At 69.0% G+C, this 25163-nt stretch carries 22 protein-coding genes and 1 tRNA gene; 16 read left to right on the top strand and 7 right to left on the bottom strand.

The annotated features are described in order from the left end of the window. The first annotated feature begins 10 nt into the window (after positions 1-10). Genes ACWPOC_RS06960 through ACWPOC_RS06945 form a run of 4 tightly spaced genes read left to right on the top strand, consistent with a single transcriptional unit; the run spans position 11 to position 3904 of the window. Positions 11-1165 (top strand): isobutyryl-CoA dehydrogenase, encoded by a 1155-nt coding sequence (locus ACWPOC_RS06960; protein WP_088899327.1) that lies wholly within the window; start codon positions 11-13, stop codon positions 1163-1165. Then, the gene (locus ACWPOC_RS06955; protein ID WP_455408256.1) at positions 1162-2226 is read left to right on the top strand and encodes an enoyl-CoA hydratase/isomerase family protein; all 1065 of its coding nucleotides are present in this window, start codon (positions 1162-1164) and stop codon (positions 2224-2226) included. Before ACWPOC_RS06960 ends, ACWPOC_RS06955 begins: the two co-directional genes overlap by 4 nt. Further along, entirely contained in the window at positions 2223-3131 is a 909-nt protein-coding gene (mmsB, locus tag ACWPOC_RS06950; protein WP_213931615.1) for a 3-hydroxyisobutyrate dehydrogenase, read from the top strand. Before ACWPOC_RS06955 ends, mmsB begins: the two co-directional genes overlap by 4 nt. Further along, the gene (locus tag ACWPOC_RS06945) at positions 3128-3904 is read left to right on the top strand and encodes an enoyl-CoA hydratase (RefSeq protein ID WP_060654796.1); all 777 of its coding nucleotides are present in this window, start codon (positions 3128-3130) and stop codon (positions 3902-3904) included. Before mmsB ends, ACWPOC_RS06945 begins: the two co-directional genes overlap by 4 nt. Before the next feature lie 76 nt (positions 3905-3980). On the opposite strand, the gene ACWPOC_RS06940 is transcribed toward ACWPOC_RS06945, so the two are convergent. The 4 genes from ACWPOC_RS06940 to ACWPOC_RS06925 all read right to left on the bottom strand — a co-directional run bounded on the left by ACWPOC_RS06940 (position 3981) and on the right by ACWPOC_RS06925 (position 7696). Further along, positions 3981-4508: a MarR family winged helix-turn-helix transcriptional regulator gene (locus ACWPOC_RS06940; protein ID WP_006552564.1), complete on the bottom strand. Its 528-nt coding sequence runs from the start codon at positions 4506-4508 to the stop codon at positions 3981-3983. 72 nt (positions 4509-4580) lie between these two features. Further along, on the bottom strand, positions 4581-5729 hold the full coding sequence (locus tag ACWPOC_RS06935; protein ID WP_059383688.1) for a sulfotransferase family protein: 1149 nt from the start codon (positions 5727-5729) through the stop codon (positions 4581-4583). 12 nt (positions 5730-5741) lie between these two features. Further along, entirely contained in the window at positions 5742-6533 is a 792-nt protein-coding gene (locus tag ACWPOC_RS06930; RefSeq protein WP_120282095.1) for an SDR family oxidoreductase, read from the bottom strand. Then, entirely contained in the window at positions 6530-7696 is a 1167-nt protein-coding gene (locus tag ACWPOC_RS06925; protein ID WP_120282096.1) for a hypothetical protein, read from the bottom strand. Before ACWPOC_RS06925 ends, ACWPOC_RS06930 begins: the two co-directional genes overlap by 4 nt. An 82-nt stretch (positions 7697-7778) precedes the next feature. Here ACWPOC_RS06925 and ACWPOC_RS06920 point away from each other — a divergent pair, with 82 nt between their 5' ends. From ACWPOC_RS06920 to ACWPOC_RS06895, 6 genes are all read left to right on the top strand, one after another. Then, complete coding sequence (locus ACWPOC_RS06920; RefSeq protein WP_455408255.1) at positions 7779-8720, top strand: IclR family transcriptional regulator; 942 nt, start codon at positions 7779-7781, stop codon at positions 8718-8720. Between the two features lie 115 nt (positions 8721-8835). Next, positions 8836-9768, top strand: a complete 933-nt coding sequence (gene cysD / locus ACWPOC_RS06915; RefSeq protein WP_120282098.1) for a sulfate adenylyltransferase subunit CysD — start codon at positions 8836-8838, stop codon at positions 9766-9768. Beyond that, positions 9768-11603, top strand: coding sequence for an adenylyl-sulfate kinase (gene cysC, locus ACWPOC_RS06910; protein WP_455408254.1), 1836 nt, complete (start codon positions 9768-9770; stop codon positions 11601-11603). Before cysD ends, cysC begins: the two co-directional genes overlap by 1 nt. Next, positions 11600-12754, top strand: a complete 1155-nt coding sequence (locus ACWPOC_RS06905; protein WP_455408253.1) for a 3'(2'),5'-bisphosphate nucleotidase CysQ — start codon at positions 11600-11602, stop codon at positions 12752-12754. Before cysC ends, ACWPOC_RS06905 begins: the two co-directional genes overlap by 4 nt. Before the next feature lie 52 nt (positions 12755-12806). Continuing rightward, complete coding sequence (locus ACWPOC_RS06900; protein ID WP_455408252.1) at positions 12807-13805, top strand: MBL fold metallo-hydrolase; 999 nt, start codon at positions 12807-12809, stop codon at positions 13803-13805. Continuing rightward, positions 13802-14164: a nuclear transport factor 2 family protein gene (locus ACWPOC_RS06895; RefSeq protein ID WP_455408251.1), complete on the top strand. Its 363-nt coding sequence runs from the start codon at positions 13802-13804 to the stop codon at positions 14162-14164. Before ACWPOC_RS06900 ends, ACWPOC_RS06895 begins: the two co-directional genes overlap by 4 nt. A gap of 87 nt (positions 14165-14251) precedes the next feature. Here ACWPOC_RS06895 and ACWPOC_RS06890 read toward each other — a convergent pair. The 3 genes from ACWPOC_RS06890 to ACWPOC_RS06880 all read right to left on the bottom strand — a co-directional run bounded on the left by ACWPOC_RS06890 (position 14252) and on the right by ACWPOC_RS06880 (position 15986). Continuing rightward, positions 14252-14327 (bottom strand) — tRNA-Arg (locus tag ACWPOC_RS06890). Positions 14328-14448: 121 nt separating this feature from the next. Beyond that, positions 14449-15162, bottom strand: a complete 714-nt coding sequence (locus ACWPOC_RS06885; protein WP_120282103.1) for a DUF305 domain-containing protein — start codon at positions 15160-15162, stop codon at positions 14449-14451. 2 nt (positions 15163-15164) lie between these two features. Further along, positions 15165-15986, bottom strand: coding sequence for a DUF3105 domain-containing protein (locus tag ACWPOC_RS06880; protein ID WP_120282104.1), 822 nt, complete (start codon positions 15984-15986; stop codon positions 15165-15167). Between the two features lie 155 nt (positions 15987-16141). Between ACWPOC_RS06880 and argS the strand changes: the two genes are divergently transcribed. The 6 genes from argS to rho all read left to right on the top strand — a co-directional run bounded on the left by argS (position 16142) and on the right by rho (position 25048). Beyond that, complete coding sequence (argS, locus tag ACWPOC_RS06875) at positions 16142-17794, top strand: arginine--tRNA ligase (protein ID WP_120282105.1); 1653 nt, start codon at positions 16142-16144, stop codon at positions 17792-17794. Continuing rightward, on the top strand, positions 17791-19212 hold the full coding sequence (lysA, locus tag ACWPOC_RS06870; protein ID WP_120282106.1) for a diaminopimelate decarboxylase: 1422 nt from the start codon (positions 17791-17793) through the stop codon (positions 19210-19212). The genes argS and lysA overlap by 4 nt, the downstream gene beginning before the upstream one ends. Positions 19213-19250: 38 nt before the next feature. Next, a complete protein-coding gene (locus ACWPOC_RS06865; protein WP_120282107.1) occupies positions 19251-20537 on the top strand; it encodes a homoserine dehydrogenase in 1287 nt (428 codons plus the stop codon). Continuing rightward, the gene (gene thrC / locus ACWPOC_RS06860) at positions 20534-21625 is read left to right on the top strand and encodes a threonine synthase (protein ID WP_016693795.1); all 1092 of its coding nucleotides are present in this window, start codon (positions 20534-20536) and stop codon (positions 21623-21625) included. The genes ACWPOC_RS06865 and thrC overlap by 4 nt, the downstream gene beginning before the upstream one ends. 37 nt (positions 21626-21662) lie before the next feature. Beyond that, entirely contained in the window at positions 21663-22592 is a 930-nt protein-coding gene (gene thrB, locus ACWPOC_RS06855) for a homoserine kinase (RefSeq protein ID WP_064851647.1), read from the top strand. 392 nt (positions 22593-22984) lie between these two features. Continuing rightward, a complete protein-coding gene (gene rho / locus ACWPOC_RS06850) occupies positions 22985-25048 on the top strand; it encodes a transcription termination factor Rho (RefSeq protein ID WP_120282108.1) in 2064 nt (687 codons plus the stop codon). The last annotated feature ends 115 nt before the right edge of the window (positions 25049-25163 follow it).

Below are 25163 nucleotides of genomic sequence, written 5' to 3'. Positions count from 1 at the left end.
CGGTCCATCGATGTTCGTTCTCACCGACGACGACCGGGCGATCCGCGACACCGCCCGGGACTTCGCCACCGAATATCTGGCCCCGAACGCGGTCGAATGGGACCAGAGCAAGCACTTCCCCGTGGACGTGCTGCGCAAGGCCGCCGAACTGGGCATGGGCGGGATCTACGTCCGCGAGGACGTGGGCGGATCGGGGCTGCGACGCCTCGACTCCGTCCGCATCTTCGAGGAACTCGCGAAGGGCTGCCCGTCCATCGCCGCCTACATCTCCATCCACAACATGGTCACGTGGATGATCGACAAGTTCGGCAACGACGACCAGCGCAAGCAGTGGATCCCGAAGCTCTGCACGATGGAGCATCTCGCGAGCTACTGCCTCACCGAGCCGGGCGCCGGATCCGACGCAGCGGCCCTGAGTACCAAGGCCGTTCGTGACGGCGACGAGTACGTGCTCACCGGGGTCAAGCAGTTCATCTCCGGGGCCGGCACGTCCGACGTCTACGTGGTCATGGCCCGCACCGGCGACACCGGCGCGCGCGGCATCTCGGCGTTCATCGTCCCGAAGGACACCCCCGGGCTGTCCTTCGGTGCCAACGAGAAGAAGATGGGCTGGAACGCGCAGCCCACCCGCCAGGTCATCCTCGACGGCGCCCGCGTGCCCGCCGAGAACCTCCTCGGCACCGAGGGCGGCGGCTTCCGGATCGCCATGCACGGCCTCAACGGTGGCCGCATCAACATCGCCGCGTGCTCGGTGGGCGGCGGTCAAACCGCCCTCGACCGGGCGGTCGCCTACCTCGCCGAGCGCAAGGCCTTCGGCGAGCGGTTGCTCGATTCGCAGGCGCTGCAGTTCCGCCTCGCCGACATGCGGATCGAACTCGAGGCCGCACGCACGATGCTGTGGCGTGCCGCCGACGCGCTCGACCGCGGCGCCGACGACGTCGTGGAGCTGTGCGCGATGGCCAAGCGCTTCGCCACCGACACCGGTTTCGAGGTCGCGAACGAGGCGCTGCAGTTGCACGGCGGATACGGTTACCTTGCCGAGTACGGGATCGAGAAGATCGTGCGCGACCTGCGCGTGCATCAGATCCTGGAAGGAACCAACGAGATCATGCGGGTGGTCGTCGCGCGGAGCGTGGTGGCCGCAGCGCAGAACGGAGCGGCATGACCGGGCAGGAACCCGAGATCCTCATCGACGTGAAGGACGGCATCGGCCGTATCACGCTCAATCGGCCCAAGGCCATCAACGCCCTCAACCACGCCATGGTCCTCGAGATGTCGAAGGCCCTGAGCGCATGGGAGAACGACGATTCGGTGCGTGCCGTGCTGGTGCGAGGTGCCGGTGAGCGCGGCCTGTGCGCCGGCGGCGACATCGTCTCGATCTACCACGACGCCAAGGACGGCGGCACGGGATCGCAGGACTTCTGGCGCGACGAGTACATCCTCAACGCCGCCATCGGTCGCTACCCGAAGCCGTACATCGCGATCATGGACGGCATCGTCATGGGGGGCGGCGTCGGGATCTCGGCGCACGGCAACGTCCGGATCGTCACCGAACGCTCGAGCATCGCGATGCCCGAGACCGGAATCGGATTCGTTCCCGACGTCGGCGGCACCTACCTGCTCTCGCGCACCCCCGGCGAGATCGGCACGCACATCGCGCTGACCACCGGACGGATGAAGGCCGGCGACGCCGTCGCTCTGGGCTTCGCCGACCACTACCTGCCGTCCGAGTCGCTCGACAAGTTCGTCGCCGCACTCGAATCCGGCTCGGTCGAGGACGCGCTCGCCGAATATTCGCAGCCCGCACCGGAATCGGCGCTGCTCGCGCAGCGCGAATGGATCGACGCGGCATACTCCGCCGACACCGTCGAGGAGATCGTCGAACGCCTTCGGGCTTCCGACGTTCCGGAGGCACGGGAGACCGCCGACCAGGTGCTCGCGAAATCGCCTGTCGCGCTGAAGGTGACCCTCCGCTCGCTGCGTCACGCCCGGCAGCTCGGCAGCCTCGAAGAGGTGCTGAACGAGGAGTTCCGGGTCTCGACCACCTCGCTGAAGTCGCACGATCTCGTCGAGGGCATCCGCGCACAGGTCGTCGACAAGGACCGCAACCCGCAGTGGTCGCCGGCGACCCTCGCCGATGTCACCGAGGCCGACGTCGACGCCTACTTCCAGCCGCTCGGCGATCTCGAACTCGGGCTCGCCGCTCCCAAGGAGAACGACCGATGAGTGAACTTCCCACCGTCGCCTTCCTCGGCCTCGGACACATGGGCGGGCCGATGGCCGCGAACCTCGTCCGCGCCGGGTACACCGTCAACGGTTACGACCCCGTTCCCGCTGCGCAGGAAGAGGCCACGAAGAACGGCATCACCGTCGCCGAGGCCGCGACCGACGCGGTGCGCGGCGCCCAGGTCGTGATCACCATGCTGCCCAACGGCAAGCTCGTCCTCGACCTGTACGACGAGATCCTGCCCGCGGCCGAGGCGAACACGTTGTTCGTCGACAGCTCGACCATCGACGTCGCCGATGCCCGCGCGGCGGCGGAGAAGGCGCAGAAGGCGGGTCACCGTGCCGTCGACGCCCCGGTCTCCGGAGGTGTCGCCGGTGCCGCCGCAGGCACCCTCGCGTTCATGGTCGGCGGCAGCGAGGACGACTTCGCCACCGCGAAGCCGCTGCTCGAGGCCATGGGACGCAAGATCGTCCACTGCGGCGGGTCGGGCAACGGCCAGGCCGCGAAGATCTGCAACAACATGATCCTGGGCATCTCGATGATCGCCATCAGCGAGGCGTTCGTCCTCGGTGAGAAGCTGGGCCTCGACAACCAGGCACTGTTCGACGTCGCGTCCAACGCGTCCGGTCAGTGCTGGGCGCTGACGAGCAACTGTCCGGTGCCGGGTCCCGTCCCGACCACCCCCGCGAACAACGACTACACGCCGGGCTTCGCGGCCGCGCTCATGGACAAGGATCTCGGACTGGCCGCGAACGCGGTGCGGGCCAACGGTGTCGAGGCCGAACTCGGGCTGCGTGCAGCCGAGCTCTACCATCGTTTCAACACCGAGGGTGGTGGTGGACTCGACTTCTCCGCCATCATCACCGACATCCGAGACCGCTCGACCGCGAAGGACAGCCAGTGACCGATTTCGAGACCATCCTGCTCGACCGCAAGGGCCGCGTCGGCATCGTCACCCTCAACCGGCCGAAGGCGCTCAACGCCCTCAACAGCCAGTTGATGCGTGAGGTCGTCGCCGCCGTCGAGGAACTCGACGCGGACGACGAGATCGGTGCGATCCTGCTCACCGGCTCGGAGAAGGCGTTCGCCGCCGGCGCCGACATCAAGGAGATGGCTCCGAAGACCTTCGCCGAGGTCTACGCGGAAGACCTGTTCTCGCAGTGGGATCGGCTCTCGTCCGTCCGCAAGCCGATCGTCGCTGCGGTGTCGGGTTACGCGCTCGGCGGCGGCTGCGAACTGGCGATGTTGTGCGACTTCATCATCGCGTCCGACACCGCCAAGTTCGGTCAGCCCGAGATCAAGCTCGGCGTCATCCCGGGCATCGGCGGATCGCAGCGCCTCACCCGCGCCGTGGGCAAGGCCAAGGCCATGGACATGTGCCTGACCGGCCGCAACATGGACGCCGAGGAGGCCGAGCGCGCCGGACTCGTCTCGCGCATCGTTCCCGCCGCGGACCTGTTCGACGTGGCGCTCGAGACCGCGACGACCATCGCGTCGATGTCGCTGCCGGTCGCGATCATGGCGAAGGAGGCCGTCAACCGCTCCTTCGAGACGACGCTGGCCGAGGGCGTGAAGTTCGAGCGCCGCGTGTTCCATTCGACGTTCGCCACCGCCGACCAGAAGGAAGGCATGGCGGCCTTCGTCGAGAAGCGCGCGCCGGAGTTCAAGCACGCCTGATCCGCACCACCCGTACACGACGAAGGGCCGCCCCGAACGGGGCGGCCCTCCTCGTTTCTCGGCCGTCTCTCGCGCCTCACCACTTGGAAGGCGCACCGCCGGTGTCGAAATCGCCGGCGTCGTGCCGCATCGTCGCGATGATGCGCAGCAGTGTGTCGATATGCTCCTCGGGAATGCCGGGCCGGGCGAAGACCTCCGTGTTGAGCTTCTCGGTCGCCTGGATCGCCAATGCCCGTCCCTCGTCGGTGAGTTCGATGAGAGTGGCCCGTCGATCGCTCGGATGCGGGGTACGCCGGACCAGTCCGGCCTTCTCGAGGCGGTCGACGGCGTTGGTGACGCTGGTGGGGTGCACCTGCAGGCGCGCACTGGCCTTCGCCATCGGCAACGCCCCTGACCTGGTGAAATGCAGCAGCGTGAGCAGTTCGTAGCGGGCGAAGGTCAGGCCGAAGGGCTTGAGCACCTCCTCGACCCGCGCCATCATGATCTGCTGCGCCCGCATCACCGAGGTGACCGCGGCCATGCCGTCGGCGACTTCGCCCCAGCCGTGGGCGGTCCACTGGCGGTGGGCTTCGGCGATGGGGTCGAGGGGGAGTGGTGCGGGCATGCCTCCATCATCCCACGGACGAACGCGCAGGTAGCCAGGGCACACCGGTTTCCGGTGCCTTTCCTGCCGGGTTCAGCGGTACGCGTAGTCGCGGAAACGCTCGTCGACCTCGCCCACACTCAACCCGAACTCCTCGAGCGTGTACCGGTGCGCGGGTTTCCTTGCCCCGCTGCGGCTTTCTTCGTGCAGGTCGGCCATTGCGCGTTCGGCCTCCGCGGTGAACGGCAGACCGAACCGGTCGTACAGGCCGCCGACGGTGCCGAGCGGATCGGCGACGAAATCCCGGTAGTCCACGTCGACGAATCGGGCGGGATCGTGCCGGCGGCGCACCTCGGTGAAATGATCGAAACCCCGTGCCCAGAGGTCGAGCTGGCTGCGCCCGATCGTCTCACCGACGAACGCGTCGGACCATCCCTCGGTGGCCTGTGCCGCGAGGCTGCACACCGACGGGATCACGGTGCGCGGATCTCGATGGGTGACGACGACGAGCGCGTCCGGATACACCGTGAGCAGTTCGTCCAGTGCGAACAGATGACTGGGATTCTTGAGCACCCACCGCTTGTCGGCGTCCGGCAGTCCGATGAGCTGCAGGTTCCTCCGGTGCCGGGCATAGGCCGCGGTCCAGTCCTGCTCCGCGAGCCATTGCGAATAGGTGGGCAGGTGGGCCAGGCACTCGTAGGAGATCGAGCGGAACGACTGGCGCAGCAACTGCCAGCATTCCTCGACCTCGGCGGCCGACATGTAGTGCACACCCATGAATTCGGGATGCTCGACGTGGTGCTGTGCGAATCCGGCCTCGATCCCGGCGAAGACGGGGTTCTCCGCCCAGGTCTCGCGAGGAGGTCGCGGTTGCGGCATCTCGGTCAGCCACATCTCGAGCCCCTGATGGGCGGGATCCGCGGCGAGCAGGCGGTGCAGTGCCGTCGTGCCGGTGCGGGGCAGGCCGGTGACGAAGATCGGCCGGGTGATCGGGACATCGGCGTGCTCGGGATGGGCGGCCCAGGCCGATTCCGAGAGCAACCGCGCGACGAGGGCGCCGCGCAGGAAGACCCGTGACATCTTGCTGCCGAGCGGGGTGAGCTTCTCGTCCCGTGCATACGATTCGAGCAGGACCTCGAGCCCGTCACGGTAGTCGTCGTCGCCGAAATCGGTCAGGCCCGTCAGGCGGGTCGCGGAGGCGTGCAGATCCTCGACGGTGCCGACGGTGGTGCGTTCGCTCATGTGCTGTCCCGTTCAGTGGTGGTATTCGCCGCAATTGACGTCGAGGCACTGGCCGGTGATCGCCGACGCCATCGGCGAGGCCAGGAAGATCACCGCATCCGCGATCTCCTCGGTGGTCGGGAGACGCTTCAGATCGGAGGCGGCGGCCGTGTGCTCGTAGATCTGTTCGACGGTGGTGCCGTACTTTCCGGCCTGGTGTTCGAAGTAGCCCTGCAGGATCGGACCCCAGATGTAGCCCGGCGCAACGGAGTTCACGCGGACTCCCTGCGGTCCGAGTTCGGTCGCCAGGGACTGCGACATCGCCAGCAACGCCGACTTCGCGAGTTTGTAACTGCCATAACGTTCCTGGGAATGCCGCAGCACCATCGAATTGATGTTGACCACCGCGCCGGCCGACTCGGCGAGGGCGGGGGTGAACAACTGTGTGAGCCGCAGCGCGCCGAGGACGGTGAGTTCCACGCTGTCCCGGATCTGCTGGAAGTCGGTGCGAGCCAACGGCTTCATCGACGGAACGGAGAAGGCGTTGTTGACGAGCACGTCGACACGCCCGAACTCCGAGACCGCCGTCTCGACGAGTGCGGCGGCGGACTCGTCGTCGGTGATGTCGGTGGGCACGACCAGTGCCCGGCGGCCCGTGCTCTCGACTTCCGCTGCAACCTTCTCGAGCCGCTCCCGGGTCCGGGCGGCGAGCACCACGTCGGCGCCGTGTTCGGCGCACCGCAGCGCGAGCGTGCGCCCCAGTCCCGGACCGACACCGGAGATCACGACGACGCGGTCGCGGAGCAGTCCGGCTGCCGCGCTCATGCGAGCATCCGATCGGCGACGCCCCGCTGGCGGTCCGCGATGCGCTGCGCCCAGGCCTCGGGGCTGATGCGGTTCGAATCGTGGAAGGGCAGGACCTCGCCAAGTCGATCGAACGGCACCACCGCGGCCGTCGGGCCGTCGGCCGCGGTCAGTTCGCGATCGAGGCGCTGCCAGCGGAACTGCAGGATCCCGCGGCTGCGGCCGAGGGTCTCGACCCAGTTGGTCAGCCCCGGATCGCGGGCCGAGACCACGATCCGGACCATCCCGTCGGGATCGATCTGCGCCTGACTGTTGTTCAGGGAGGTCTGGTGGTGGATGTAGTCCAGGGAGATGTACCAGAGGCTGCCGATCTGGAAGCCCAGATAGGGCGCGTCGCTCGCCGGGAGGGTCAGGACCATCGCCTCGTCGTCACCGAGTTCGTAGTGCCCGACGGACGAGTACTGCGTGTCCAGACCACCGGGGGTGCGGCGCGGCTCGGTGACTGTGTTCACCGGCAGCTTCAGGTAGAACCACTCGGGGAACTGCAGCCAGGTCTTCACCCGCGAGACGAGCGCGCGACCGGCACGTTCGTAACGGGTGACCACGTCCTGGTGGGTGGGCTCGGGTGCGGGGGTGCCGAGGCTGTCGAGCCGGTGGATGCTCAGCATGCCGCGGCGCTGCGTCCAGTCGCTGTAGACCTCGCGGACCACGAGCTGCGACGAGCCGGGCGCGAGCGGGAAGTAGTTCCGTTCCGGGTCTCGTGGGCCGGGTCCGAACCGCACCTCGAAGGTGCCGTCGTCGGCGATGGTCAACGCGCGGTCGTCGAAGGCCGTGACGTTGCCGGGCACCTCGGCGTCGGTGTAGTTGCCGGCCAGCACCTGGAAACTGAGGTCGCAGGTCGTGCCGCGGCGCCCGGTGACGACATATTCGGCGTCGTCGCGGATCGACGCGCCCCAGTACAGGGTGTCGGGATTGTCGAGGCCCATCTTCGCGTAGGGGCCGGTGCCGGTGACGAAGACCGGATGGGATCGGCTGTACGCGAAGGTGGCGTGGACGCACGCCGAGATCCCGCCCGCCAGATATCCGTATCCCTCGACGAGGTCCTGTTCGGTGCGGATGTGCGGGGCGGTGGCGACGAGTTTCTCGGCCTCGGCTATCGCCGCGGTGAGCGGATCGGTGAGCACTACGATCTCCTGTGGTCCAAATATGTACCGCTGCGGTAGTCTTCCGTTGCGCCGAGAGTAGAACGTGTTCCAGGGAGGGTCAATGGCTCGTCGCGAGACCGAGACGCTCGGGGAGCCGACCGCCGGGGCGGGAGCCGCCCGCCGGTCGCCGCCCACGGAACGCGTCGTGCAGGTCCTCGACCACCTCGTCGCGCGACCCGGTGTCCGGTTCGGGCTGTCGGAGCTGGCGCGCGAACTCGACCTGAGCAAGCCCACCTGCCTGGGCATCCTCACCGTGCTCGCCGACGCCGGCTATCTGATCCGCGACCCCGTCGACAAGACCTACGGGCTCGGTCCGGCGCTGATCGTCGCGGGACGCGCCGCCCAGCGCGGCTTCGCGTCCGGGCCGGTCGCGCACCGGCATCTCGCCGCGCTCGCCGAGGAGTTCGGCGTGATGTGCTCCGCGTCGGCGGTCGTCGGCGACCGGATCGCGGTGCTCGACGTCGTCGGTGGCCACGGCACGGCCGCGGCGGCGCGGGTGGGGGAGGTGTATCCCTTCGCGCCCCCGGTGGGGCTGATGTACGTGCTGTGGGACACCGACGAGCGTATCGAACAGTGGCTGCGGCGAGAGCCGACCCTGCCCGTGACCGTCGACCGCGACGACCTGTGGCGGATCGTCACCGAATGTCGCCGGACGGGTTATCTGGGCGAGTCCCTCACGCCCGGCGGCCGTCGCCTGTACGCGCTCATGGCGGGGGTGGTCTCGCACGACCTCGCGCCCGAGATGCGGGAGATGCTAGCGGAACTCGTGGCCAGCCCCGGTGAGCGCGTGCTGCTGCCCGACGCCTTCGCTGCGGGGGAGAAGCGGGCGGTCAACCTTGTGGCCGCCCCGGCCTACGATCCCGACGGCCACCAGTCGCTCGTGCTCACGCTGCACCTCGAGCGGGAGGTGGATGCCGCCGGGATCGAGCGGTGCGGTGCCGCGCTGGTGGCGGTCGCGGATGCGATCACCGCCGATCTCGGCGGACGTCGACCGGCGCGTTGACGGACGGTTGCGGGGACCGCCCGTTGACCTGGAATTGAAACTCGTTCTACTGTTGCGGAGAAAACTTCGACCGCGTCGGTACACATATGTACCGCGCCGGGTGAGAGGGGCACGAGTGACCACGGTGCCACCGCAACGACCACCGATCTACGAACTGCCGCTGCTCGGTGCGCTCGAGGCCGAGTCCGTGCACATCTTCCGCGAGGTCGCCGCGACCTTCACCCGTCCCGTCCTGCTGTTCTCGGGCGGCAAGGACTCCGCGGTGATGCTCCATCTCGCGGCCAAGGCGTTCTGGCCCGCGCCGCTGCCGTTCCCCGTGCTGCACATCGACACCGGGCACAACTTCGACGAGGTGATCGACTTCCGCGACCGCACCGTCGAACGGCAGGGGCTGCGGTCGATCGTCGCTTCGGTGCAGGACGACATCGAGGCCGGGCGCGCCGTCGAGGACGACGGACCGCACGCGACCCGCAACCGGTTGCAGACCGGAACCCTCCTGCGCGCGTTGCGGGAAGGAGGATTCGACGCCGTCTTCGGGGGCGCCCGCCGCGACGAGGAGAAGGCCCGCGCGAAGGAACGCATCTTCAGTCTGCGCGACGAGTTCGGGCAGTGGGACCCGAAGGCGCAACGACCCGAACTGTGGCAGCTGTACAACGGCCGGCACCGCCGCGGCGAACACGTGCGGGTCTTCCCGCTGTCCAACTGGACCGAACTCGACATCTGGCGCTACATCCGCGACGAGGGTGTCGACCTGCCGTCCCTGTACTACGCCCACCGGCGACCGGTGATCGAGCGCGACGGAATGCTGCTCGCGCACACCCGCTTTCTCACCCTCCTCCCCGGGGAAACCCCGCGCGAGAGCCTCGTCCGGTTCCGCACCGTCGGGGACGCGACGTGCACCGGCTGCGTCGAATCCGCTGCCGCCACCGCGGACGAGGTGATCACCGAGGTCGCCGCCAGCCGGGTCACCGAACGCGGCGCCACGCGGGCGGACGACCGGATCTCCGATGCCGGAATGGAAGACCGCAAGAGGGAAGGGTATTTCTGATGTCCCACCTGCTGCGCATCGCCACCGCCGGCAGCGTCGACGACGGCAAGTCCACGCTCATCGGTCGATTGCTGTTCGACTCGAAGGCCGTCTTCGAGGACCAACTCGAGGCGGTGACCCGCACGAGCCTCGACCGCGGTGCCGACCGCGCCGATCTCGCCCTGCTCACCGACGGCCTGCGCGCCGAACGCGAACAGGGCATCACGATCGACGTCGCCTATCGCTATTTCGCCACGGCGCACAGAACATTCGTCATCGCCGACACTCCCGGTCACGAGCAGTACACGCGCAACATGGTCACCGGGGCGTCCACCGCCGACCTGGCGCTCGTCCTCGTCGACGCCCGCAACGGCATCGTCGAGCAGACCCGCCGGCACGCCTTCCTCGCGTCGCTGCTCGGGGTGCGGCACGTGGTGCTGTGCATCAACAAGATGGACCTGGTGGACTGGTCGAAGAGCCGGTTCGACGAGATCTGCGACGAATTCCGGAACTTCGCGGCGAAACTCGACATGCCCGACCTCGCCTTCGTTCCCGTCTCCGCGCTGCACGGCGACAACGTCGTCTCCCGCACCGTGAACATGCCGTGGTACGAGGGCACTTCGCTGCTGCACCATCTCGAACAGGTCCACATCGCGTCGGACACCAACCTCATCGACGCGCGACTGCCCGTGCAGTACGTCATCCGCCCGGGCGAGGGCGAGCACCGCGACTTCCGCGGCTACGCCGGAACGGTCGCCGCCGGCGGATTCGCGCCGGGCGACGACGTGGTCGTTCTCCCTTCCGGTTTCGGAACGCGGGTGCGGACGCTGTGGGGGCCGGGCGGAACGGAACTCGAGCACGCCTTCGCCGGTGCGGCGGTGTGCGTCGAACTCGAGGACGACCTCGACGTCGGACGCGGCGACATGCTGTGCCGCCCCAACAACCGTCCGCTCGTCGGCCACGAGATCGACGCCATGGTGTGCTGGTTCGACGAACGCTCCGCCCTCGACCCGGACGCCTGCTATGCCCTGCTGCACACCACGCGCTCGACCACCGCGCGGGTCGCGCGGCTGGACTACCGTCTCGACGTCAACACCCTGCACCGCGACGAGGCCGCGACGACGCTCGGTCTCAACGAGATCGGCCGCGTGCAACTGCGGACGCAACAGCCGCTGCTGTTCGACCCCTACCGGCGCAACCGCACCACCGGAAGCTTCGTGCTCGTCGACGAACGCACCGGCAACACCGTCGCGGCCGGGATGATCACCGGCCCGACACTCGCCGACACGGCGGTGGTCTGGCACTCGGCGGCGGTCTCACGGACCGAACGGGGGAGGGCCGGGGCGACGGTGTGGCTCACCGGGCTGTCCGCCTCCGGCAAGTCCACCCTCGCCGTCGAACTCGAACGACGACTGCTCGCCGAGGGCATCCCCGCCTACCGCCTCGACGGCGACAACCTCCGGCACGGCCTCAACGCCGACCTCGGGTTCGGTCCGGAGGACCGCGCGGAGAACGTCCGCCGCGTCGGTGCGGTCGCCCAGATGATGGCCGACGCCGGACTCGTCGCGATCTGCGCGCTCATCAGTCCCTACCGTCAGGACCGCGACCGCATCCGCCGGCAGCACGAGGAGGCCGGAATCCGCTTCGTCGAGGTCTTCGTCGACACCCCGCTCGCCGACTGCGAGGCCCGCGACCCGAAGGGCATGTACGCGCGGGCACGTGCCGGTGAGATCACCGGTTTCACCGGCGTCGACGATCCCTACGAACCACCGTCCGATCCCGAGCTGGTCGTGCGCCCCCACGACGGCACGCCTGCCGTGCAGGCGGGCCTCGTCGTGGAATTGTTGAGGCCATGACGCACGACAACAGCGACGACGCTCGACCCGCGGCCGAGAGCGACGACGCCCGGCTCGCGGCCGAGACGGCTTCCGGCGCAGGTGAACTGCTGCTCACGGTCCGCGCCATCGAATCGGATGCCCTCACCGGGCGCGAGCTGGGCCGGCGCGGCGACCACGCCGCCAACACCTACATCCTCGAACGGCTGGCGACCGCGCGGCCCGGCGACGCGGTGCTCTCGGAGGAATCCGCGGACGATCCGGCCCGGGTCGGCGCCGACCGCGTCTGGATCATCGACCCGCTCGACGGGTCGAAGGAGTACGGGATGCCCGACCACGTCGACTGGGCGGTCCACATCGCGCTCTGGGAGGCAGGACGAGGGCTCACCGCCGCCGCGGTCGCGCAACCGGCGATCGGCGTCGTCCACAGCACCGCAGATCCGGTCCCGGCGCCGCGGCCGGCCCGCCGTCGCCCCCGCATCGTCATCAGCGGGAGCAGGCCGCCCGCCTTCGTCTTCGATCTGGCCCGCGATCTCGGCGCCGACCTGATCCGGATGGGTTCGGCCGGTGCCAAGGCCATGGCGGTGGTCCGCGGGGAGGCCGACGCCTACATCCACGCCGGCGGTCAGTGGGAGTGGGATTCGGCGGCGCCGGTCGCGGTCGCGCGCGCCGCGGGTCTGCACTGCGCGCGGATCGACGGCAGCGAACTTGAATACAACCGGCCGCACCCGTATCTGCCCGACCTCGTGATCTGCCGCGCAGACTGGGCACCGGAGGTGATGTCCGCGCTGGCCGCGCACGCCACCGGGCCGACCGACAGCCCCCGCGCCGCGATGGCACGCGCATACATCCGATCCCTGGTCAGCCACGACGCGTCCCACGTCCGGCTCGCCGAGGACGCCTGGCGGGTCGAGAACGGGGAACGCACCGGCGACAGCGGCATCGAGATCCGCGACCGCCTCGAGAACGGCCCGGAATACCGGCCCATCCGCCGCGTCCGCGACCTGCAGTTCCGCGAATGGCACCACAGTGTCGTCGCGCGGTTCGTCCTGGACATCGCAGCAGGTCCGGGCGCCGAGACGTCGGTCGCGGTGACCGAGCACTTCGACATCCCGGCGGGGGAGATCCGGTCGATCGTGGCGATCATCGAGCCCGCGCAGGGTAATAGTTGAATTCATTGTTGTAGCTTTCGAACGAAAGTCACCATGATCGAGAGGCATCACCATGGCCGAAGCGCGTGATATTGGGGACGGCATCCACGTCGTTCCCGTCCCGGTGGCGGACCTGCCCGTCGGCGACACCCAGGTCTACGTGATGGAATCCCCGCGCGGCGTCGTCCTCGTCGACGTCGGCTGGAACGACGACCGGTCGTGGGCGGCGCTGCAGGACGGCCTGGCCACGGCGGGCCTGTCGGTCACCGACGTCGAGGGCGTGGTGGTCACCCACTTCCACCCCGACCACGTCGGGCTCACCGGACGCATCCGGGAGGCCTCCGGGTGCTGGGTCGCGATGAACGAGGCCGACTTCGCCCACCTCGAGGTCATGCTCTCCGACGACGACCGCCGTCCCCAGGAAGCCGAACTGCTGCGCCGCGCAGGGGCACCCGAGGACGCGATCGAGGAGTCGCTCGCCACCCTCGTACCGGCGATCGGCCGTCCCGACGCGCTGCCCGACCGCAAACTCGGTGCCGACGAGACGATCCCGCTGACCGGGCGGTCCCTGCGCACCGTGCTGACCCCCGGCCACACCGCCGGCCACGCGTGTTTCCTGCTCGAGGAACACGGCGTGCTGTTCAGCGGCGACCACGTCCTCGCGACCACGACCCCGCACGTCGGCGAGTTCGATTTCCCTCTGCCGCAACGCGACGCACTGGGGGAGTACCTCGACTCGCTGCGCGCGGTCGCCGACCTGCCCGTGCGACGCGCACTGCCCGCGCACCGGCGGCAGATCGACGACCTGCCGAACCGCGTCGGCGAATTGATCGCCCACCACGACCAGCGCCTCGACGATCTCTACGACGCGTTCGGCGACGAGGAACTCACGCTGTGGGAGGCCACCGCCCGCATGCGCTGGTACCGGCCGTGGGACGAGACCCCCCTGCACGGCAAGCGGATGGCGCTCGCAGAAGGCTCGGCGCACGTCCGGCAGCTCATCGAGCGGGGACGGGTCCGACGCGTGCCCGGTGCGGAACCCGCCCGCTTCGCGCGCGTGCAGACCCGATGAGCCCCGACGAGCTGATCACCGAGTTCTGCCGTCGCTGGGCCGATCCCGATCCTGCCGAGCTCGCGGCCTTCTTCGCCGAGGATGCGGTCTTCCACAACATCCCGATGGAACCGATCCGCGGCCGCGCGGCGATCGAGGAGTACATCGCGGGCTTCGTGACGTCCTTCGGGGCCATCGACTACCGCATCCACCACCAGGCGGTCTCCGGCAACGTCGTGCTCAACGAACGCACAGATGTGTTCACGATGAACGGCCGGATGATCGAGCTGCCCGTCACGGGCGTCTTCGAGATCGTCGACGGGAAGATCGCGGCCTGCCGCGACTACTTCGATCCCACACCCTTCACCACCGGAGCCTGACCGGCCCTGGGACACCGAAGGCCCCTGGAACACCTTGAAGGCCCCTGGAACGCCGAAGGCCCCGCTTCGTGAGAAGCGGGGCCTTCGTGGTGCCCTCGGCAGGATTCGAACCTGCGACTTCTTGCTCCGGAGGCAAGCGCTCTATCCCCTGAGCTACGAGGGCATCCGGACCACCGGATGACCGGAGGTGCGGGAGTTAGCCTAGCGCATCGAGCGCTCAACTCCACATCGCCAGGTCAGAGCCGGTTTTCGGCCCGGAGTCGCGGTTTCACCCGCGCGGAGGCTCAATTGAGGGGCAGCGGTTCGGCGCCGCGCTCGGCGAGCAGCGACCTCATCAGATCCGATTCGCCCTGCTGCGTCGCGACCATCGTGCCCGCCAGATTGCGCACCGCCGAGATGCTCGCGTACTGCTCGCCGTACTCCATCATCGGCAGACCCCCCTCGTGGTGGCGCAGCATCAGCTGGAGGAAGAGCACGTCCAGTTCGGGGCCGCGCGCGGCCCGGAGATTCGCGAGATCCTCGGAGGTCGCCATCCCCGGCATCAGGTGCGAGCCGTCCGAATTCTCGGACTCGGCGGTCGCGCCGTGAGCACCGTGGCTGTGACCCGTCTCCGTCTCGGTCATCCACTCCATGTACTCGCCCGTCGGCAGCGCCGGCTGTCCCCACAGCGACAACCAGCCCTGCATCTGACCGAGCTGGTTCTGCTGGGTGGTGAGGATGTCGTACGCGATGGTGCGGATCCGATCGTCCTCCGAATTGGAGACCGCCACGGCGGCCATCTCGACGCCCTGGTCGTGGTGCACGATCATGTCCTGCGCGAATCCGACGTCCACCGAGCCGGCCTCCGGCGCCGCCTGCGCGGAGTCCTCGAAGGGGATCCGGGACAGGAACCCCGCGAGGAAACCGACAGCGACAGCGGCGACGGTGAGCAGCACCAACAGCAGCCGGTTGTGCCCACCGCGCTCGGAGGTGGAGATGTCCGAGGTGGTCTCGCTCATCGTCAGCTCCCGGCCGGTGCCTGCTGCATGTCGCCGGCGGTCTCCGCGTTCATCGGCACCGCGTCGGGGCCGGGCTCGGAGGCGTCGAAGGCCGGCGGGTTCGCCGGATCGAACGAACCGGGGATCGTCGAGCAGCTCGCCCCCACCTCGGGGTAGGTGTACTGGTTCAGGCGCAGCGCGCTGATGAACTGGTCGATGCGTTCGTCGTCGACGCTGTCGACCTTGAGCTGGTGACCCCACGACTGCAGCGCGATCGGGGCGTCGAGGCCCGGGTAGGGCGACATCAGCGTGTAGGTGCGGCCGTCGACCTTCTGGCGCAGCGTGTCGACCGCGGCGTCGTCGAGCAGATCGGGGTTGTAGGCCACCCACACGGCGCCGTGCTCGAGGGAGTGGACCATGTTCTCGGTCCGGACCGGCTGCTCGTAGACCGTGCCGGTGCAGGTCGCCCAGACGGAGTCGTGGGGGCCACCGAACGGCGGCGACTGGTCGTACGCGACGCGCTGACCCGGCGCGACGTGCACGCCCGCCGGATACTCGATCTTCAGCACGCCCTCGATGTCGTCCGACGGGTCCTGGTTGGACTCCGACGGCGTCCACGCCGACATCTCCTGCTGGTTCTGGTACTTCGGGATCAGGCTCACAGCGATCACGGCGACCAGCACGACGACCAGGGCCACGCCGCCGATCGTCAACCACGGGATCTGACGCTGCGCGGGGACCCCGCGAGCGCCGCCGCTCTTCTTCTTGGCGGCCTGAATGGCCTTCGACGACTTGGCTCCGGTCTTCTTGTTACCGGAGCCGCCACTAACCGAACCGCTGGGCATCGCTGTGTGCTCTTTCGACGGGTGGACAGGCGGACGCGCGCCCATCGGGCGCACAAACACCCCCAACTCTACGGGCGTGCTCTCGCGCGGTGCCCGGAGCTGCCGGTAGGGGGAGCGTCGGCGCCGCGATCGACCAGCCAATAGGATGGACACCTGTGACTCCCTCCGACCTTGCTCAGCTGCTCCGCGGAACCGCCGCCGGTGTCCTCACCGACCGTGGTCTCGACGCGTCCGTTCTTCCCGAGACCCTCACCGTCGAGCGCCCGCGCAATCCGGAGCACGGCGACTACGCGACCAACGTCGCGATGCAGGTCGCGAAGAAGGTCGGCGTCAATCCCCGCGAACTCGCCACCTGGCTCGCCGAAGCCCTGACCGCCGCCGACGGCATCGACTCCGCCGAGGTCGCGGGCCCCGGCTTCCTCAACATCCGGCTCGCCGCCGACGCCCAGGGAGCGATCGTGGCGAAGGTGCTCGCCGAGGGCGCCGCCTACGGCAACGGCAGCGACCTCGCGAACACGAGGATCAACCTCGAGTTCGTCTCCGCCAACCCCACCGGCCCGATCCACCTCGGTGGCACCCGCTGGGCCGCGGTCGGCGACGCGCTCGGCCGCATCCTCACCGCTCAGGGCGGCGAGGTCACCCGCGAGTACTACTTCAACGACCACGGTGCGCAGATCGACCGCTTCACCCGGTCGCTCATCGCCTCCGCGCTCGGACAGCCCGCCCCCGAGGACGGCTACGCCGGCGCGTACATCGTCGACATCGCCTCCTCCGTGCTCGAGCAGCGCCCCGACGCCCTCGAACTCCCCGAGGACGAGCGGCACGAGACCTTCCGCTCGATCGGCGTGGACCTGATGTTCGCGCACATCAAGCGCACCCTCCACGAGTTCGGCGTCGACTTCGACGTGTACTTCCACGAGAACTCCCTCTTCGAGAGCGGAGCGGTCGACAAGGCCGTCGAGACCCTCAAGGCGTCGGGCAATCTGTACTTCGAAGACGGCGCCTGGTGGCTCAAGAGCACCGACTACGGCGACGACAAGGACCGCGTCGTCATCAAGTCCGACGGCAATGCCGCCTACATCGCCGGCGACATCGCCTACTTCCAGGACAAGCGCTCGCGCGGCTTCGACCTGTGCATCTACATGCTCGGGGCCGACCACCACGGCTACATCGCGCGCCTCAAGGCCGCCGCGGCGGCCTTCGGCGACGACCCCGACACCGTCGAGGTGATGATCGGCCAGATGGTCAACCTCGTCCGCGGTGGCGAGGCCGTGAAGATGAGCAAGCGGGCCGGCACCGTGATCACCCTCGACGACCTCGTCGAGGCGATCGGCGTCGACGCCGCGCGCTACTCGCTCGTGCGGTCGTCGGTGGACCAGAGCATCGACATCGACCTCGAACTGTGGGCCAGCACCACGAACGAGAACCCGGTCTACTACGTGCAGTACGCCCACGCGCGGCTGTCGTCGATCGCGCGCAACGCCGCCGATCTCGGCCTGACCACCGAGGGCGCCGACTTCGCGCTGCTCACCCACGAGCGCGAGGGCGACCTGATCCGCACCCTCGGCGAGTACCCCCGGGTGCTCGCGAAGGCGGCCGAACTGCGCGAACCGCACCGCGTCGCCCGGTATCTCGAGGAACTCGCGGGCACCTACCACCGCTTCTACGACGCCTGCCGGATCCTCCCGCAGGGCGACGAGGAGGCCGGCCCGCTGCACACCGCGCGACTCGCGTTGTGTGCGGCTGCGCGTCAGGTCCTCGCCAACGGCCTCGGCCTGCTCGGCGTCAGCGCCCCGGAGCGGATGTGAACGCGCATCCGGCGGGACCGCGCCACGCACAGATCCCGCACGCCCCGAACCTGCCCGAACGGCCCACCGATGCCGCGGCGCTCAACGCGCTCGCTCCGCACGTGTGGCCGCGCAACGCGTCGCGCGGCGAGGACGGCGTCATGCGCATCGCCGGCATCCCGGTGACCGAGCTCGCCGAGAAGTACGGCACCCCGCTGTTCGTCGTCGACGAGGACGACTTCCGTTCCCGCTGCCGGGAGATCGTGGAGGCCTTCGGTCCGTCGGCGAAGGTGCACTACGCGTCGAAGGCGTTCCTGTGCAGCGAGATCGCGCGGTGGGTCCACCAGGAAGGGCTCTCGCTCGACGTTTCGTCCGGTGGTGAGCTCGCCGTGGCCCTGCACGCCGGCTTCCCCGCCGGGAAGATCGCGATGCACGGCAACAACAAGTCCGTCCGCGAACTGCAGGCCGCCGTGACCGCCGGGGTCGGGCACATCGTGCTCGACTCGCTCGCCGAGATCGATCGGCTCGACGCGGTCGCGGGTGAGGCCGGTGTCGTCCAGGACGTGCTCATCCGGGTGACCGTGGGCGTCGAGGCCCACACCCACGAGTTCATCTCCACCGCGCACGAGGACCAGAAGTTCGGGCTCTCGCTCGCCGGTGGCAACGCCATGCAGGCCGTGCGCCGCGTCTTCGCGGCCGACAATCTCCGCCTCGTCGGTCTGCACAGCCACATCGGCTCGCAGATCTTCGACGTCGACGGCTTCGAACTGGCCGCCCACCGCGTCATCGGCCTGCTGCGCGACATCGTCGCCGAGTTCGGTGTCGACAAGACCTCGCAGATGAACATCGTCGATCTCGGCGGTGGTCTCGGCATCTCGTACGTGCCGAGCGACGACCCGCCGCCGGTCGCCGATCTCGCGGCGAAGCTCAACGACATCGTCCGCACCGAGTCCGCGCTCGCCGGGCTGCCGACCCCGACCCTCGCGGTCGAACCGGGCCGTGCCATCGCCGGACCGGGCACGGTGACGCTCTACGAGGTGGGAACCCTCAAGGACGTCGAGGTCGGTTCCGGGCACGTCCGCCGCTACATCAGTGTCGACGGCGGCATGAGCGACAACATCCGCACGTCGCTGTACCAGGCGGAGTACGACTCGCGTCTCGTCTCCCGGGTGAGCGACGCCGACCCCGTGGTCTCGCGTGTCGTCGGCAAGCACTGCGAGAGCGGCGACATCGTCATCCGCGACGCCTGGATGCCCGCCGACGTCGCAGCCGGTGATTTACTGGCGGTCGCGGCGACGGGTGCATACTGCTACTCGATGTCGAGCAGGTACAACCTGCTGCCTCGCCCCGCCGTCGTGGCGGTCAAGGACGGTGTCTCGCGCGTTCTGCTGCGCCGCGAGACCCTCGAAGATCTGCTCAACTTGGAGGTTTCGGAGTGACCAGTGCAACGGCGACCGATGCTTCGGGCCGGCGTCCGGTGGGTGTGGCGGTTCTCGGGCACGGCACCGTCGGTGCCGAGGTCGCGCGGATCATCCGCGAGGACGCCGCCGATCTCGAGGCGCGCATCGGTGCCCCCCTCGAGCTGCGAGGAGTCGCCGTGCGCGACGCCTCCCGCGACCGGGGTCTTCCCGCGGAGCTGGTCACGACGAACGCCGAGGCGCTGATCCGCCGCGACGACGTCGACATCGTCGTCGAACTCATCGGTGGCATCGAACTGCCCCGCAAGCTCGTGCGCACGGCGCTCGACGCCGGCAAGTCCGTCGTCACCGCCAACAAGGCACTGCTCGCCGCCTACACCGGCGAACTGGCCGAGGTGGCCGAGGCCCGCAACGTCGACCTCTACTTCGAGGCGTCCGTGGCCGGTGCGATCCCGGTGATCCGTCCGCTGACCCAGTCGCTCGCGGGCGACAAGGTCAACCGGGTCGTCGGCATCGTCAACGGAACCACGAACTACATCCTTTCGGCCATGGACGAGACGGGCGCCGATTACGGCGAGACGCTCGCCGAGGCGGGCCGCCTCGGATACGCCGAGGCCGATCCCACCGCCGACGTCGAAGGCTTCGACGCGGCCTCGAAGGCGGCGATCCTCGCGTCGATCGCCTTCCACACCCGCGTGACGGCAGCCGACGTCTACCGCGAGGGCATCTCGTCGATCACCGCCGCCGACCTCACCTCGGCGCGCGCGCTCAACTGCACGATCAAGCTGCTCGCGTTGTGCGAGCGCGTCCCGTCCGCCGACGGCAAGGACCGCGTGTCCGCCCGGGTCTACCCGGCGCTCGTGCCCCGCGAGCATCCGCTGGCCTCGGTCAACGGCGCGTTCAACGCCGTCGTCGTCGAAGCGGAGTCCTCGGGCCGGCTCATGTTCTACGGCCAGGGTGCCGGTGGCGCCCCCACCGCCTCCGCCGTGATGGGAGACCTCGTGATGGCCGCCCGCAACCGGGTGCAGGGCGGTCGTGGTCCGCGTGAGTCGAAGTACGCGCAGCTGGAGATCGCGCCCATGAGCGACATCCTCACCCGCTACTACGTCAATCTGAAGGTCGCCGACCGTGCCGGCGTGCTCTCGGCGGTCGCCGCCGAGTTCGCCACGCGGGGCGTGAGCATCGCAGCGGTCCGTCAGGAAGGCGCCGGCGACGCTGCCCGTCTGGTGGTACTCACCCATCAGGCCACCGACCGTGCGCTGGCGGATACCGTCGCAGCGCTCGACAAACTCGAATCCGTGATCGCTGTGACCAGCGTCCTGAGACTGGAGGGATCCGCCGAATGAGCGCGGCCGAGAAGAACACCACCCCCGTGCACACGCCGTGGCCGGGCCTGATCGAGGCATACCGTTCGCGCCTGCCGATCGGTGACGACTGGAAGACGGTCACGCTGCGCGAGGGTGGCACGCCGCTGCTCCCTGCTCCGCGTCTGTCGGAGATCACCGGCTGCGAGGTCCACGTCAAGGTCGAGGGTCTCAACCCCACCGGCTCGTTCAAGGACCGCGGTATGACCATGGCGGTCACCGAGGCCCTCGCGACCGGCAAGCAGGCCGTGCTGTGCGCCTCCACCGGCAACACCTCCGCATCGGCCGCCGCCTATGCCGCCCGCGCCGGTATCGGCTGCGCGGTGCTCGTGCCGCAGGGCAAGATCGCGATGGGCAAGCTCGCCCAGGCCGTCATGCACGGCGCGAAGATCGTCCAGGTCGAGGGCAACTTCGACGACTGCCTCGAGCTCGCCCGCAAGACCACCGCGGAGTTCTCCACCATCGGTCTGGTCAACTCGGTGAACCCGGTGCGCATCGAGGGCCAGAAGACCGCGGCCTTCGAGATCGTCGACGCGCTCGGCGATGCCCCCGACGTGCACATTCTGCCCGTCGGCAACGCCGGCAACATCACGGCCTACTGGAAGGGCTACAGCGAGTACGCGGCCGACGGCCTCAGCACGCGCCGCCCGCGCATGCTCGGCGTCCAGGCGGCCGGTGCGGCACCGCTCGTCCTCGGCCATCCCGTGAAGGATCCCGAGACCATCGCGACCGCCATCCGGATCGGTGCCCCCGCATCGTGGAACGGCGCAGTGGCCGCCAAGGAGGAGTCGAACGGCGCGTTCCGCGCGGCGACCGACGAGGAGATCCTCGAGGCGTACCGGCTGCTCGCGAAGTCCGAGTCGATCTTCGTCGAGCCGGCCTCGGCCGCCTCCATCGCAGGTCTGCTCGCCGCGAGCAAGGAGGGCTGGCTCGAGCGCGGCCTCAAGGTCGTGTGCACCGTGACCGGCAACGGTCTCAAGGACCCCGATACGGCCCTGCGCGACGTGCCCGTGGTCGAGCCCATCCCGGTCGACCCGGTCGCGGTCGCCTCCGCGCTCGAGTTGGCCTGAGTTGACCGCCACGCCTTCCTCCGTTGGGAATCAGGACATGACGCAGACGTTGCCCGTGGGGCTTTCGGTGACGGCACGGGTTCCCGCCTCGAGCGCGAATCTCGGCCCCGGCTTCGACTGCCTGGGTCTCGCCCTCGGTCTGTACGACGAGATCACCGTCACCACAACGGCTTCCGGGCTCGACGTGAAGGTGGAGGGGGAAGGCGCCCAGGAGGTTCCGTGGGGACCCTCGCACCTCGTGGTCCGTGCCGTCGAGCGCGGGCTCGAGGCCGCCGGTGTGTGGGCGGACGGACTGGACGTCGTGTGCCACAACGTCATCCCGCACTCGCGTGGCCTGGGATCCTCCGCCTCGGCGGCGGTGGGAGGGCTGGCGGCGGCCAACGGGCTCGTCCGCAAGATCGCTCCCGAGCGCGTCCTCGACGACGAGCAGCTCGTGCAGCTCGCCTCCGAGTTCGAGGGCCATCCCGACAACGCCTCCGCGAGCGTCCTCGGTGGGGCAGTGGTGTCGTGGACCGAGGCCGAAGTCGACTCCGAGCAACGGACCTACCGCGCGGTGAACCTGCGTGTGCACCCGGACATCAAGGCATACGCCTTCGTCCCGTCGGTCCGTTCGTCCACGGCCCACACCCGGGGCCTGCTGCCCGAACTCGTCCCGCACCGGGACGCGGCGTTCAACGTCAGCCGGGCGGCTCTCGCGGTCGTCGCGCTCACCGAGCGACCCGAGCTGCTGATGCCGGCGACGCAGGATCTGCTCCACCAGGCCCAGCGGGCACCCGCACTGCCGCTCACCACCAAATGGGTGGCCGCACTGCGCGAGGCGGGCATCCCCGCCATTGTCTCGGGTGCCGGGCCGACGGTGCTCGCGCTCACGACCTCCGCGTTGCCCGACGAGCTGCGGGCCGCCGCCGAGGCCGACGAACTGACGGTGCTCGACCTCGAGATCGCCGAGGGCGTCCAGGTCGACTGAGTCGACGCGCGGTGCTGGGGGACCGACGGATGGTGCCGGATGGGGGTCGACGGGTGGTGCAACACACACGTCCCATCCGGCACGGCGATTCTTGCTCTACGTACAGATCGTCGCTATTCTGTGGGGTGTCCGCACGTCGTGCGTATCAGTCGCCGGATTCTCCAGGGCAATCACTCCAGCTCCATCGGGGCGTCGAGCCTGGATCGATCCTCACCTGCTCCCGGATCCGGGAGGGGGACAGACCGCACCTACCGGATTTCGGTGTGGTGGCGGACGTGCCGACCGTTCGTTTTCCCTGAACTCGTACGGCAAATCCCAGCTCAGTGGACGAACTGATCTGCGGGACGAACCCTCTGCTGCGCATGGAGCGAGCGAGGGAAGGAAGGATCTCCGTGACAGATACGGACCTGATCACTACACCTGCTCTCGACATTCCCGAGGCCGGTAGCCGGACGACCACGCGCGGTCGCCGCGGAGCAGGCCTTTCGGGCATGGTGCTTGCCGAGTTGCGGACTCTTGCCGCCGAGCTCGGAATCAAGGGCACCTCCGGGATGCGCAAGGGTGATCTCATCGCTGCGATCAAGGAGAAGCAGGGAGGCGGCGGCGCCGCACCTGCCGAGCAGCCTGCAGCCGAGAAGACCGCTGCCCCCGAGAAGACCGAAGCAGCAGCGAAGACCGAGACGGCCGACAAGCCCGAGGGAGCGCCCTCGCGTGGCACCCGCGGTCGCCGTGGCCGTGCCGCCGCCGACGAGACCGCCGCACCCGAGCAGAAGGCCGACGCCGAGCCGGCCGAACAGAAGGCCGACGTGAAGTCCGGCGACGAGGGCTCGCAGGAGAAGCCGCAGGGCGGCCAGACCCCCAGCGGCGACAACGAATCCGACGGTAACCGTCGCGGCCGTGGCCGTCGCGGACGCCGCGGTGGCGACAACGCCGACCAGAACCAGCAGGCCGAGGGCGCCGACGCGTCCGAGGACGGCCGTCAGGATCGCGACTCGCAGCGCGAGAAGAGCCAGGATCGCGACTCGCAGCGCGAGCGTGGCCAGGACCGTAACTCCGGCGACGGCTCCTCGCGCCGCGACCGCAACCAGGGTGATCGCAACCAGGGCGACCGTAACCAGGGTGATCGCAACCAGGACGCCGGCGATCGCGACGGCGGTAACCAGGGTCCGCGCCAGGGCCAGGACAACCGTGGGGGAGACGACGAGGAAGGCGGCCGCGGTCGCCGGGGTCGTCGCTTCCGTGAGCGTCGTCGTGGACGCGACCGTGGCGAGAGCGGTTCGGACTCGCGCGAGCCCGAGATCCGCGAGGACGACGTCCTGCAGCCGGTCGCCGGCATCCTCGACGTCCTCGACAACTACGCGTTCGTCCGCACCTCCGGCTACCTCGCCGGCCCGAACGACGTGTATGTGTCGATGAACATGGTGCGCAAGAACGGCCTGCGCCGCGGCGACGCCATCACCGGCGCCGTGCGGGTTCCCCGCGAGGGTGAGCAGGGCAACCAGCGTCAGAAGTTCAACCCGCTGGTCCGCCTCGACACCGTCAACGGCCGCGAGGTCGACTCGGCCAAGCGCCGCCCCGAGTTCAACAAGCTCACGCCGCTGTACCCCAACCAGCGACTGCGCCTCGAGACCCAGCCGAACATCCTCACCACGCGCGTGATCGACCTGGTCATGCCGATCGGTAAGGGTCAGCGCGCACTCATCGTGTCGCCGCCGAAGGCCGGTAAGACCACCGTCCTCCAGGACATCGCCAACGCGATCGCCGTCAACAACCCCGAGTGCTACCTGATGGTCGTGCTCGTCGACGAGCGTCCCGAAGAGGTCACCGACATGCAGCGTTCGGTGAAGGGCGAGGTCATCGCCTCGACCTTCGATCGGCCGCCGTCGGATCACACCTCGGTCGCCGAGCTCGCCATCGAGCGTGCGAAGCGTCTCGTGGAGATGGGCCAGGACGTCGTGGTGCTTCTCGACTCCATCACCCGTCTCGGCCGCGCGTACAACAACTCGTCGCCGGCATCCGGACGCATCCTCTCCGGTGGTGTCGACTCGACCGCGCTGTACCCGCCGAAGCGTTTCCTCGGTGCTGCCCGCAACATCGAGAACGGCGGATCGCTCACGATCATCGCCACCGCGATGGTCGAGACCGGTTCCACCGGCGACACCGTGATCTTCGAGGAGTTCAAGGGCACGGGTAACGCCGAGCTCAAGCTCGACCGGAAGATCGCCGAGCGGCGCGTGTTCCCGGCGGTCGACGTCAACCCGTCCGGTACGCGCAAGGACGAACTGCTCATGAGCCCCGACGAGTTCGCCGTGGTGCACAAGCTCCGCCGCGTGCTTTCGGGCCTCGATTCGCACCAGGCGATCGATCTGCTCATCGACCGGCTCAAGAAGTCCAAGACGAACATCGAGTTCCTCATGAATGTGGCGAAGACCGCACCGGGGGCACTCGACGACTGACGTCGGCGCCCCGGGGAATTTCTTCCCGGGGCCCTACGTTTGGCATAATCGACAGGCTCAGTCCGGCTCCGGTTCACGTCTTCGACCCGCGAAGGCGACCCGGCGGCCATGAAAG

The organism is Rhodococcus sp. 5G237 (genome assembly GCF_053764735.1).
The sequence above is the reverse complement of the archived record's forward strand: the minus strand, read 5'-3'. Positions and strand labels throughout refer to the sequence as shown.

Coding starts and splice junctions, on each gene's coding strand:
- ACWPOC_RS06960 (WP_088899327.1), top strand. CDS start 11: ATGTTCGTTCTCACCGACGACGACCGGGCGATCCGCGACACCGCCCGG.
- ACWPOC_RS06955 (WP_455408256.1), top strand. CDS start 1,162: ATGACCGGGCAGGAACCCGAGATCCTCATCGACGTGAAGGACGGCATC.
- mmsB (WP_213931615.1), top strand. CDS start 2,223: ATGAGTGAACTTCCCACCGTCGCCTTCCTCGGCCTCGGACACATGGGC.
- ACWPOC_RS06940 (WP_006552564.1), bottom strand. CDS start 4,508: ATGCCCGCACCACTCCCCCTCGACCCCATCGCCGAAGCCCACCGCCAG.
- ACWPOC_RS06935 (WP_059383688.1), bottom strand. CDS start 5,729: ATGAGCGAACGCACCACCGTCGGCACCGTCGAGGATCTGCACGCCTCC.
- ACWPOC_RS06930 (WP_120282095.1), bottom strand. CDS start 6,533: ATGAGCGCGGCAGCCGGACTGCTCCGCGACCGCGTCGTCGTGATCTCC.
- ACWPOC_RS06920 (WP_455408255.1), top strand. CDS start 7,779: ATGGCTCGTCGCGAGACCGAGACGCTCGGGGAGCCGACCGCCGGGGCG.
- cysC (WP_455408254.1), top strand. CDS start 9,768: ATGTCCCACCTGCTGCGCATCGCCACCGCCGGCAGCGTCGACGACGGC.
- ACWPOC_RS06905 (WP_455408253.1), top strand. CDS start 11,600: ATGACGCACGACAACAGCGACGACGCTCGACCCGCGGCCGAGAGCGAC.
- ACWPOC_RS06900 (WP_455408252.1), top strand. CDS start 12,807: ATGGCCGAAGCGCGTGATATTGGGGACGGCATCCACGTCGTTCCCGTC.
- ACWPOC_RS06895 (WP_455408251.1), top strand. CDS start 13,802: ATGAGCCCCGACGAGCTGATCACCGAGTTCTGCCGTCGCTGGGCCGAT.
- ACWPOC_RS06885 (WP_120282103.1), bottom strand. CDS start 15,162: ATGAGCGAGACCACCTCGGACATCTCCACCTCCGAGCGCGGTGGGCAC.
- ACWPOC_RS06880 (WP_120282104.1), bottom strand. CDS start 15,986: ATGCCCAGCGGTTCGGTTAGTGGCGGCTCCGGTAACAAGAAGACCGGA.
- thrC (WP_016693795.1), top strand. CDS start 20,534: ATGAGCGCGGCCGAGAAGAACACCACCCCCGTGCACACGCCGTGGCCG.
- thrB (WP_064851647.1), top strand. CDS start 21,663: ATGACGCAGACGTTGCCCGTGGGGCTTTCGGTGACGGCACGGGTTCCC.